Consider the following 10335-nt stretch of genomic DNA (forward strand, 5'->3'; position numbering starts at 1 on the left):
GCCGTCCGGCGCGGACGTAGCCGTCGAGCGACGCTGAGGAGCGCCACCGGCCCTGGCGCATGATCGACCGGTCGGCGACACCGGCGCGGGCGGCGGCGGTGGCGAACCCGGAGCGCAGCGAATGCCCGGCGAAGTCGGCCGGGTCGAGTCCGGCGGCGGCCACCCGGCGCTGCACGATTCGGGCCACCGAGCCCGGGTAGAGCCGCCCCGGCGCGACCTGCCCGTGCCGGTTGACCGCGCGGAACGCCGGCCCGTCGGTCAGYGCGGCGGCGTCCACCCAGGCCCGCCAGGCCCGCACCGGGCAGGTCGGCCGGTAGGAGCCGTAGGCGACGCCGACCAGGGCACCGGCGGCCTCCTGGTCGGTCTTCGACGCYCGGATCGTCAGGACGACTCCGTCGGGGGTCTCCAGCAGGTCGGCGACGTCGAGGCCGACGAGTTCGGAGCGGCGCAGGCAGCCGGCGAATCCGATCAGCAGCAGGGCCCGGTCGCGGACGTCGGCGAGGTCGTCGTCGCGCAGCCCGGCGACGACCCGGGCCAGCAGGGAGGTGTCCAGCGCGGCCTTGCGGTTCGGGCGGACCCCGCGGGTGCGGCGGATACCGTCCCAGACGGCGCAGACCTCCGGTGCGCTCGCCGGGTTGGGATGGCGACCGAGCTGGTGGGAGACGGAGATCGCGGCGAGCCGGCGGCGGATCGTCGAGGGCTTGTACCCGGCGTCGGCGAGCGTGGCGAGGTAACCCGCGACCGTCGCCGGGGTCGCCGGCAGCGGGCACAGCGGCACCGTCTGACGTTCACACCAGGCCCGGAACTGACGCAGGTCACTGTCGTAGGCCCGCCAGGTCGCCGTGGAACGCGCGGCGCGGGCGTAGTCCCCTACCCGAGCGAGCAGATCGGCGGTGAGCTGTCCATCGGTGCCCGGCGCCAGGACCGGCACCGGCGGCTGTGCCGCGCCGGCGGAGCCGGCCGGTAACGCACGGGGGCCGGCGATCGGCCTGGTGGTCTCGTCGTTCACCGCCGGGGCGTCCGGGCATCCTGGGGCATCGAGATCCACCCTAGTCCGCCGCGACTCGCCCGGCCTCGCCGCGGGAAACGCTCAGCGGGCCTCAGGCGGACCGGTTCCCGGATCCACCCGTGGCCGGCGTGGCCGGCTCGGCCGACGGCGGAGTGTGGGGTGCGGCGGGCGCGGGGCCGGTGACCTGGGTGGGCGCCRCGGCAACGGCCGCGGTAGGGGCCGGCGCCTCGTCGTCGTGCAGGCCCTTGATCTCGGACTTGAAGATCCGCAGGGAGCGGCCTAGGGAACGGGCGGCGTCGGGCAGCCGCTTCGAGCCGAACAGCACGACGACGACCAGGATGATGATGATCAGTTCGGGAGCGCCGATGTCACCCACGGGAACCATCCTTCGGACGGGATCCGACGCACGGTCGGCCTGGTCCACATGTTACGACCGGCCGCCGCCCCGTTCGCAGCCCCGTCCGGTGATCGGGCCACGGCCGGGCCGATGATGCGGTGGCGCCCGGCCCGGTCCGGGAGGGCGCTCGACGGGCATCTCGACAGTCATCTCGACGGGCAGGCTGTCCGCAGGACGACGTTTCGGATGTTGTTGGATGTTGTTTGACGAACCGGGTCGGTCGGGTATACGGCGGACGTCCTACTCCTCGATCATCGGTCGACCATGATCATAGGTCGGCCATCGATGATCATTATTGGTCGGAGGTCTTCCATGGTCTGGACCCTCGTCAGTTGGATGCTGCTTGGTCTCGTTGCCGGCGCGGTCGCGCGCCTGCTCGTGCCCGGACCTGATCCGATGAGTATCCCTGCGACGATCCTGCTCGGCATCGTCGGCTCGTTCGTCGGCGGTTTCCTCGGCTACGTCCTGTTCAACCGTGATCTCAGCGAGGGCGCGCTGCAACCGTCCGGCATCGTCGGCTCGATCATCGGGGGTATCGTCGTGCTGCTGGTGTGGCGGGCGGTGGGCCGCCGCCGTACGTTGCACCGCTGACGCTCGTCCCCGAGGCCGCCTCACGGCAGCCCGGTGCGGTGGGTTGACGCGGCGATAACCGGCGGAACCCACCCGCACCGGATCCGGGGGAACGCACATGGCGGGGACCGCAGGGAGCACCGCGTCCGGGATCGTGGGGGCGCGCCTGTGCGCGCTCCTCGTGCGGGTTCTGCTGGGCGTGCCGGCGGTGGGGCTGCTCGCCGTCGCCTGCGGCCCGGACACCCCGGCCGGTCCGCACGCCATCGCGGGGGTGCATCCCCCGGGCGGCCCGACTCCCGCGCACAGCCCGAGCCCCAGCCCCGAGGCGACACACAGCCCGCGGGCCGCCGGTGCCAGCACGCCCTACTGCGGCCCGAGCCGCTACGTCGAGGAGATCGTCGTGCAGCAGTGGGCGGACGGCCGGTTTCGCATCCAGGTGCGCCCCACCCCCGAGGGGCGGCGCGCCGGGGACCCCGGCCAGGTTGCCGCCGAGATCTGGCAGGCCGTGCAGGGGTGTGTGACGGGCCTGCGCGGCGAGGTTGCCGACAGTCTGCGTGACCAGCTGGCGTGCCATCAGAACTTCGCGCAGCTACCGGCGCTGAACGGCGGGAAGGGCTTCGCCACCGGCGAGACCTACGACCTGGAAAGCTGGCGGCCGGCGCCGCGTCCCGGCGGCATCCGGACATGGATCTCCACCCGCTGCGGGAACACCCTCGGCACCGATCCCCCCGGGCCACCGGCCAGGATCTACCGGCCGGACGGCGTACGCCCCCAGCGGACGGTCTCCGGCGAGCAGGCCTGACGGCGGGTTGACGACTTGGCGGTTGACGACTTGGCGCACGAGCCCGTGTGATCAGCCCCCACGTGATACTGCTGATGTCAGTTCCTCGGGGTCCAGCGGCGTCCGAGTGCGGYCAGGAGCCTGTCTTGGGGTGGGCTGTCGGYGGGCGCGGGCTGGGCGGCGGCATACATGCCGGTCGCGGCGAGCTGGCCACCGAGTGCTTCGACGGCGGGGAGCGTCGCGGTCACCGTGTCGGGATCGAGCTGGACGGTCTGCCCGATGGTGGTGGCCAGATCCCAGGCGTGGACGAGGGGCTCGATGACGGCGACGGTGAGGACCTCGTCCACGCTCCGGGCGCCCAGGGGGGTGTCCACGACGGTGGCCGGGTCCAGGGCCGCGAGGGTGCGTTCGGTGTTCTGGTGGGTGCGCTGCCAGGATGCGCCCGGATCGGGGCCGGCGAGGGCGGTGAGGAGGGCGGGATCGGTGACGGGCGGGCGGGGGCCGTGCCCGGTGAGCAGGCTGACGATCTGCTGCTGGCCGTCGATGACGTGGCCGGTCAACTGCCGCCCGGTCCACACCGGGCAGAGGGACGGGGCGTCCCACCGGTCGGCGGGCACGCGAGTGACGATGGTGGTGAACGTGTCGAGCGCACGGCGGTAGCACTGCAAGGAACGGGTCATGACTCCTTACTCCTTCCGCGGGGTGAGCAGGGGACCGAGCGTCCGCCAGGCGGCGTCGGCCAGGTCGTCGGCGACGAGCGTCGGGGAGCCCGCGGGGCGGGCGAGCCAGTGGCGGCTGTATTCCTGGGCGGGGCCGATCCACAGCGCGACGACGACCGCCAGGTCGGGCCGGTCGGACCAGCCGTGGCCACGCAGCCAGTCGGCCACCGCGGCGAAGAAGCCGCGGTTGTCCGCGGCGGTGCGCTCATCGATCGAGCCGCGCAGGACATCGACCGGYGCGGTCAGCAGCAGTCGGGCCAGCCGCGGATGCTCTTCCACCCACCGCAGATGGCGGGTGACCAGGCGGGTCACGCCATCACGGGGCCCGGTCGAGGTGTGCAGCTCACCCCACAGCGCGCCCTGATGATCGRCAAGACCCGCACCCACCACGGCCGCGGCCAGGTCCCCCCGGGTGGGGAAGTAGTGAAACAGGCTGCCGTTACTGACACCGGCCCGACGCCGAACCGCCTGCATGGACGTGGCCTCCCAGCCCTGCTCCAGCACGCAGGCCACGGCCGCGTCCACCAGCCGGGCCCGACTGGGCGCTACCCCGACACCTCTCATAACCCCGACACCTCCCATAGAGCACCACTCTAGAGTAACACTCTATACGGACGTCCCGCGATCCTACCGGGACTCTCCGTACGGACGAGCCTCGGTAGGATCGCCGGCCATGGACGCGGGCGTGGGAAACACGTTGATCTCCATCCCGCCGGGGCGGGTGACGCTGTCCGACCGGCGAACGCAGCGCAGCTGGTCGGTCGAGCTCGCGCCGTACTGTCTCGCGGCGTTTCCGGTCACCCAGGAGCAGTACGCGGCGGTCGGCGGCCAGCGGCCGAGTTCGGCCCGCGGGGACCGGTTGCCTGTCGAGGGGGTTTCCTGGTGGGACGCGGTCCGGTTCTGCAACGCCCTGTCCCACCGCGACGGGATGGCGCCCGCGTACCGTGTCCAGGCCGACGGCGAGGGTGTCGGCGGCGAGGGTGTCGAGTGGGACACCCGCGCCGAGGGGTACCGGCTGCCGACCGAGGCTGAGTGGGAGTACGCCGCCCGAGCCGGCACGAGCGGCCCGCGGTACGGGCCGCTCGACGACATTGCCTGGTACCGCGGCAACTCCCACGGGCGAATCCATGACGTGGGCGGCAAACAGCCCAACTCCTGGGGCCTGTACGACATGCTGGGCAACGTGTGGGACTGGTGCTGGGACCTGTACGACACCGAGGTCTACGGCACCTATCGGGTGCTGCGGGGCGGCGGGTGGTTCGACGAGCACTGGAGCTGCCGGGCCTCCGTACGCCGCCGCGGCCACCCGGCCTTCCACCTCGACGACGTGGGGTTCCGCGTCGCGCGTTGCGCCGTGYCCTGACCCACGTCGCATCCGTGCTCACGCACCGGTCCGTGTTGCCCGCCGGACGAGAGCGATCCTGATCAGGTGGGGTCGGGGCGGGTGGGGCTGGCGCGCACGGCGCGAAGCTCCGCGGTCAGTTCGTCGACCTGGCGTTCGGCGCGTTCGGCGCGGGCCCGGGCCTCGGCGCGGGCCTCGCCGATCACAGTGAGACGTTCGGCGGCGGCCTGACGTTCGCCGGCCAGGCGTGCCTCGCCCTCGAAGCGGACGCGGTCGAGTTCGGCCGCCGCCTCGGCACGCACCCGCTCGGCCTCGGCTGCCGCGGCGGCTCGGCCCTGGTCGAGCTGCGCCGCCGCCTCGGCACGCACCCGCTCGGCCTCGGCGCGTTCGCGGCGGATGTCCTCGCGCAGGGCGTCGCGTTCGGCGCGTAGCTCGGTGAGGGTGTGCGCGTCGCGTTCGGCGGCGCGCCGGGCCTCCTCCAGCCGCGTCGAGGCCCGCTCCCGGGCGGCGACGGCCTCGTCGATGCGCCGTGCGGCCTCGACGCGGGCCGCCTCGATCTCGGTGGCGGCGCGGGCGGCGGCGGCCTGGACCTGCGCGTCGGCCTCGACGCGGGCCGCCTCGGCGGCGTCGTTGGCCGCGCGGACCGTCTCGGCGGAGTGCTCGACCACCTGCCGCTTGGCCGCCTCGGCGGCGGCCAGGCGGGTCTCGGCGTCCTCCAGCGCGCTCACCGCCTCGCCGGCGACGGCCTCGGCCTCGGCGCGGGCCGCCTCGGCGGCGCGGGCCCGCTGCTCGGCGCGCACGGCACGGGCCACCGCCTCGGCGACCCGTTCGGCGGCTTCGGCCTCGGCCGCCTCGACGGCCGCCTCGACGGCGGTGACGTCGCCGAGGGCGGACATCTGCCGGCTGAAGGCGTCGAGGGCGCAGGTCAGCTCGGCGGCGAGGGCGCGCACCTGAGCGGCGAGGTCCTCGGCGCGCAGCCGACCGGCGGCCAGCGGCAGGGTGGCGAGGTCGGCCCGGGCGGCGGGCGTGCCGGCGGAGTCCGCACCGCCACGCCCGGCGAGCTCACGGCGGCGACGGTAGGCCGCGAGCCGGTTGTGCGCCGGGTCGTCGCAGTACGCCGGCGGGCGCCCCGGGCCTTCGGCGGGGGCGGCGGGTCGGGTACATCCCGGGAAGGCGCAGCGCGGCGCCGTCGCGGCGCGGGCCGCCGCACCCTCGGACCCGGCCGCACCGCCGGACGGCGCCGGGTGTCCGGACGGGGGCGCGCCGCCGGCCCCGCCGTCGTCCCCGCCGCCGCGGGCGCGGGTGCCTTCGGGGACCGCGTGGCCGGCCGCCGGGCCGGCGGTGGATCCCTCCGGCGTCGCCGGGCCGCCCCCAGCCCCCGGCGCTCCTCCCGAAGACATGCCGGCCGCCGGGAGCGCGGGTTCGCCGTCACGGGGACGCGGCGGCCGCATCGGCCCCACCGGTTCAGGCGGCTCCCGACGCTGGTGCGGCGGTCGTGGCACCCGAGACATGACTCATCCCCTCCACTTACATATCGTCGCAAGCGATGAAACGTTTGGAAAAACGTTATACCACGAAACGGAACGTTTCAGGGGAGCGCGTGGCATGGCGCGTCCTGACGCCCGATAAGCCTCCTTTCCCGGGCGTCAGAAAATGATCATCCCGGGATGGTTCCCTGTGACCGGCCCCGGTAGATGGCCGGGTTCCGGCCGCTTTGTTTGGCAGGGACCGCGCTGGCTCGGGTGCACATGGGCCTGGGGGGAATCGGACCAGCGCATGCGCCGACATGGTGATCCGGTCCGGTCCAACTTCAGTGGCACGAACTGCCGGTGGGCCACCTCGGACTGTTCCTACGGTGTGCTACAGCAGCGCAGCGCACCCGTGCGGTGTGGCTGTGGTCCGTGGAGTCCTATCCTGTCAGGATGCGCGAACCCACGGCGGGTCACGAACGCCCGGTGCGCGGCTTCGAGATGATCTGCGAGATCGAGCCGCCGACCCGGCCGGACCTGACCCACGCCCGCCACCAGATCGGCGTCCTGAGCCCCGTCACCGACGCGTTCCTGATCCCCGACAACCACATCGGACGCGCGACGGTGTCGAGCATCGCCGTCGCCCACGAGGTGGCGACGATGGGGGGACGCAGCATCGCCTGCGTGAACTCCCGCGACCGTAACCTGCTCGGCTTCCGCCGCGACCTGCTCACCGCCGCGGCCTACGGCGTCGAGGAATTCCTGTTCGTCCACGGCGACAAACCCACCGCCGGGAACCGGACCGGCGACCTGACCGTGCGCGCGATGATGGACGAGGCCCGCGCGGCCAGCGAGGATCCGGTCTTCGCGGACATGCCGGCGTTCCGGGTCGGCGCCGCGGCTGGCCTACGTCCACTGCCCACCTGGAAACGAGCGGCCGACTTCCTGTTCGTACAGATCAGCTACTCGGTGGACGCCCTGCTGCGCTGGCGCGACGCCCATCCGGTCGAACTGCCGATCTACGCCGGCGTCATGGTCCTCGCGAGCGCCGGGATGGCCCGCCGCCTCGCCGCGGCCATCCCCGACATCGACATTCCCGACGACCTCGTCCAAGCAGTCGAACGGGACCAGGCGGCCGGGGTCGAAGCGGCCTGCGACCAGGTGCTACGGCTGCGCGACAGCGGCGCCTTCGCCGGTGTGCACCTCGTCCCGGTTAGCCGCTACCGCCAGGTCGCCACCCGACTTGAGGACCTTCTCTAACCGCCCGGGCYGGAGTGAGTGACACAGGGCACCCCGACAGTGATTATTAGTACGAAGAGATGTCGATCTGTCGCAGAGCAACATCGTCGGGGGATGTGGTGGGTGGACGCCGAAACAGCAGGAGTGCCAGGAAAAGGGAGGGCTGGTGGAGGTGGACAGCTATGTTCGTTGTGCTGCCCGTCAGTCTGATCGTCCTCGTGGCAGCGTGCAGATCATCTTCTCAATCTCATGTGCCTAGCCCATCCCCCACAACCTCCGGAACGGAAGAGCATTCGAGTACTCCTACCGGCTTCGCGATCCCCACGCTACCCCAGCCGCATCCCACAATCGACCAGAAAAAATCAATCAATGGACAGATTCCTGGGGTCTCGGCAGYCGTTTCGCGCGGTGGTGGCGGCGGAATCCCGAGCGTGCGCCCCGAATCGGGGACTCCACCTCCTTCCAGTCCTCGGGTATCCCCGCCGGATGGCGATAATGCTCCCGCGGGAGGTGGGGGAACCGCGCCTTCCTCGCACATTTCCGGGGGCGGGTGAGACACTTTTCTCGCTTTCTTTTATATCGCACAATTCGGCCGGAAGAGTGGCCTGGCGGGAGTTTGTGTTTATGGGACGATGTCGRCGCGGAGTCGGGTGGGGTCCTCGGTGAGGATGACGACGGGTGCGCCGTTGTCCTTCGTCCAGCTGGTGGGTAGCAGGAACCAGCGGTTGGCGCGGTAGGCCAGGACGTGCAGGCCGGTGTAGCGCCAGCGCCAGATGGTTTTGGCGGGTGTGAGGTCGACTTCGTCGACCTGGTAGTCCGGGCTTAACGGGAGTCGGTCGGTGCTGTAGACGATGGCTGCCGATCGTTGCCCGACGGTCGCGGCGATGCCGCGGGCAAGCTGGTTGCCTTGGCGATCGGCTTCGACGGAAAACCCCCAGAACAGGGCGATCAGCAGTGTCGCGGCGAGAGTGGCGCGGCGTAGTCGGGTCAGCGGGGCGGACATCAGCGGTGGGGGTGGTCCGCGGCGGGCGCGGCGGCGGCGTCGCCGGTGACACTGCTGTTCGGCTAGGTGGACGGCGTACTCGGTCAGCACGGCGGCCATGCCAAGCGCGACCGGCGCCACCCGCACAGGTATCAACTTCAGGTTGATCAGGTCGAGGCTGCCGGCTGCGGTCAGGAACAGCAGCATGGCAACCAGCCCGGTTGCGGGAGAGGCCCCCCGAGCGACGCGGGAGGTGGGGGGACGTCGGCGCAGCTGCCGGGTGAGCAGGGCGTGGCCAGCCAGGGTCAGCAGAACCAGGAAGGCGAGGAAGATCAGGGGACGGAAGACGACCTGGGCGCTGCGGAGCACCAGATCCTGGAAGGAGAAGTCCAGCTGGCTGACTTCGAGGCCGAAATAGCCGAACAGGGCCTGYGCACGGACGAAACCGAAGTCGTAGAGCAGCGCGGTGAGTACCGTTACCGGAGCCAGAACAATCCCGAACAGCTCCCCGATCCGGGTAAGCCACGCACCCCCGCTGTCTCCCCCACTTCCGGGGGCCGTCGGCGTCATCGACGAAYATCCACAGAGGTGGGAAGAGTGACGTCGAGGCGGGTGACGGTCTGCTCGGGTGGGGTGGTGTCGAGCCCCCATTCACCGAAGCGGCGGACGTTCTCGCGGATGTACGGGCTGATGGTGGCCAGGTCGTCGGGTTCGACCACCTGCCCTTCGGCGACGAGCTGGTTAACGACATCGGTGATGTCCAACGCGTTCTGGTGGATCACGCAGTTCGCGGTCAGCTCGTTGAACTTGACGATCTTCTCGTGATGGTCGGGATCGTTGTGGCCGATCAGGTCCCCGCCGAACATCAGCCAGTCGGCGAAGCCGTGGAAGGCCTCGACCTTGCCCAGACGGCGCAGCAGCGTGACCGAGGAGCGGACGCCTTCCCGGATCGAGATCGCGGCGCGGATCAGATTCTTCCAGCCGGCCTCCGCCAACGTTTTGATCACCAGCCGGCCGGCGCGTTCGGAGACCTCCCCGATCGGATCGGCCGCCCCCGCAGCCTCCTCCTCGATCGATGCCACCAGCCACCCCGTACTACACCCCCGATAGTGATCGGCAGGATACCGAGCGACCCAACGCCGTACGCCACCGGGCTACAGCCGCCCGTTGCCCCTTTCTGCCGTATCTCGGTGGCCTCCCTACCAGGTCGGTTCCCCACAGATCCTGGTCGAGTGCGTTCGGAGACGCGCAAGAACAACGGTGTGACTCCACGTCGGCAGGAGCGCGTACCCGCGGCCGTCAGCGCGCCCGCTGGCCGCCCGCCACGGCTCGCGGTCATCGTCGAGATCCTACCGCACCGCCCGCGAAGTCCTCGTCATCGGAACCTGACCCAACCCGCGCACCAGACTTGATCACTCTCAGGCCCCGTCTTCGCAGCGCGCTACGGTTGCCGGCATGCAGCCGCCACCGCCACGCCCGCCGACACTGCGGGTCATGCAGGCCAGCACCGCAGGCGAACGCGAAACCCTGGAAGCGTTCCTCGACTTTTACCGGGATGTCCTCGTCCACAAGGTGCGCGGTGTCAGCGACCAGGACAGCGCACGCAGGATGCTGCCCTCGCTCACCACCCTCGCCGGCCTCGTCAAACACCTGACCGTGGTGGAGCGAAACTGGTTCGGTCGGCTGACCGACGACCCCGACACACTCCCGACCGGCCAGGAAGACACCAGCTGGGTGCTTGCCGACACCGACACCATCGACTCGCTGCTGGCGGCGTACGACCAGGCGTGCGCAGCCTCCCGAAAGGCCGCGGCCGGGTACGCGCTC

Annotated in this window: 12 protein-coding genes; 5 read left to right on the forward strand and 7 right to left on the reverse strand. The window is 71.4% G+C overall.

Features of this window, described 5'->3' with window-relative positions; all coding sequences use genetic code 11:
• Both KBI5_RS22010 and tatA read right to left on the reverse strand, forming a co-directional pair.
• Nucleotides 1-931, reverse strand: a 931-nt coding sequence (locus tag KBI5_RS22010) for a site-specific integrase (RefSeq protein ID WP_241883095.1), incomplete at its 3' end; no start/stop codon positions are given.
• A 169-nt stretch (nt 932-1100) separates the two neighbouring features.
• Nucleotides 1101-1385: a Sec-independent protein translocase subunit TatA gene (gene tatA / locus KBI5_RS22015; RefSeq protein ID WP_085016325.1), complete on the reverse strand. Its 285-nt coding sequence runs from the start codon at nt 1383-1385 to the stop codon at nt 1101-1103.
• Nucleotides 1386-1718: 333 nt separating this feature from the next.
• Between tatA and KBI5_RS22020 the strand changes: the two genes are divergently transcribed.
• Nucleotides 1719-1997 carry a GlsB/YeaQ/YmgE family stress response membrane protein gene (locus tag KBI5_RS22020; protein ID WP_011436721.1) on the forward strand — a complete coding sequence of 93 codons (279 nt, stop codon included), beginning with the start codon at nt 1719-1721 and terminating at the stop codon, nt 1995-1997.
• A gap of 97 nt (nt 1998-2094) precedes the next feature.
• A complete protein-coding gene (locus KBI5_RS22025) occupies nt 2095-2778 on the forward strand; it encodes a DUF2599 domain-containing protein (protein ID WP_011436722.1) in 684 nt (227 codons plus the stop codon).
• A 77-nt stretch (nt 2779-2855) separates the two neighbouring features.
• Here the strand turns inward: KBI5_RS22025 and KBI5_RS22030 are convergent, their stop codons facing one another.
• Both KBI5_RS22030 and KBI5_RS22035 read right to left on the reverse strand, forming a co-directional pair.
• Complete coding sequence (locus KBI5_RS22030; protein WP_085016318.1) at nt 2856-3437, reverse strand: TIGR03086 family metal-binding protein; 582 nt, start codon at nt 3435-3437, stop codon at nt 2856-2858.
• Between the two features lie 6 nt (nt 3438-3443).
• Nucleotides 3444-4040 (reverse strand): TetR/AcrR family transcriptional regulator, encoded by a 597-nt coding sequence (locus KBI5_RS22035; protein ID WP_085016319.1) that lies wholly within the window; start codon nt 4038-4040, stop codon nt 3444-3446.
• A 109-nt stretch (nt 4041-4149) separates the two neighbouring features.
• Here KBI5_RS22035 and KBI5_RS22040 point away from each other — a divergent pair, with 109 nt between their 5' ends.
• The gene (locus KBI5_RS22040; RefSeq protein ID WP_085016320.1) at nt 4150-4839 is read left to right on the forward strand and encodes a formylglycine-generating enzyme family protein; all 690 of its coding nucleotides are present in this window, start codon (nt 4150-4152) and stop codon (nt 4837-4839) included.
• Between the two features lie 62 nt (nt 4840-4901).
• On the opposite strand, the gene KBI5_RS22045 is transcribed toward KBI5_RS22040, so the two are convergent.
• Entirely contained in the window at nt 4902-6218 is a 1317-nt protein-coding gene (locus KBI5_RS22045; RefSeq protein ID WP_241883097.1) for a hypothetical protein, read from the reverse strand.
• A 522-nt stretch (nt 6219-6740) separates the two neighbouring features.
• Here KBI5_RS22045 and KBI5_RS22050 point away from each other — a divergent pair.
• Nucleotides 6741-7547, forward strand: coding sequence for a methylenetetrahydrofolate reductase (locus tag KBI5_RS22050; RefSeq protein WP_035732966.1), 807 nt, complete (start codon nt 6741-6743; stop codon nt 7545-7547).
• A 601-nt stretch (nt 7548-8148) separates the two neighbouring features.
• Here KBI5_RS22050 and KBI5_RS22055 read toward each other — a convergent pair.
• Nucleotides 8149-9078 carry a hypothetical protein gene (locus KBI5_RS22055; protein ID WP_085016322.1) on the reverse strand — a complete coding sequence of 310 codons (930 nt, stop codon included), beginning with the start codon at nt 9076-9078 and terminating at the stop codon, nt 8149-8151.
• Nucleotides 9075-9590 (reverse strand): Tn3 family transposase, encoded by a 516-nt coding sequence (locus KBI5_RS22060; RefSeq protein ID WP_085016323.1) that lies wholly within the window; start codon nt 9588-9590, stop codon nt 9075-9077. The genes KBI5_RS22055 and KBI5_RS22060 overlap by 4 nt, the downstream gene beginning before the upstream one ends.
• A 373-nt stretch (nt 9591-9963) precedes the next feature.
• Here KBI5_RS22060 and KBI5_RS22065 point away from each other — a divergent pair.
• The coding region (locus tag KBI5_RS22065; protein ID WP_085016326.1) for a DUF664 domain-containing protein at nt 9964-10335 on the forward strand (372 nt) is incomplete at its 3' end.

Source organism: Frankia sp. KB5 (genome assembly GCF_002099325.1).
Classification (GTDB): domain Bacteria; phylum Actinomycetota; class Actinomycetes; order Frankiales; family Frankiaceae; genus Frankia; species Frankia casuarinae.

What these genes read in the sequence shown, in the direction of transcription:
- KBI5_RS22050 (WP_035732966.1), top strand. Translation starts at nt 6,741, where the DNA reads ATGCGCGAACCCACGGCGGGTCACGAACGCCCGGTGCGCGGCTTCGAG.
- KBI5_RS22025 (WP_011436722.1), top strand. Translation starts at nt 2,095, where the DNA reads ATGGCGGGGACCGCAGGGAGCACCGCGTCCGGGATCGTGGGGGCGCGC.
- KBI5_RS22020 (WP_011436721.1), top strand. Translation starts at nt 1,719, where the DNA reads ATGGTCTGGACCCTCGTCAGTTGGATGCTGCTTGGTCTCGTTGCCGGC.
- KBI5_RS22045 (WP_241883097.1), bottom strand. Translation starts at nt 6,218, where the DNA reads ATGTCTTCGGGAGGAGCGCCGGGGGCTGGGGGCGGCCCGGCGACGCCG.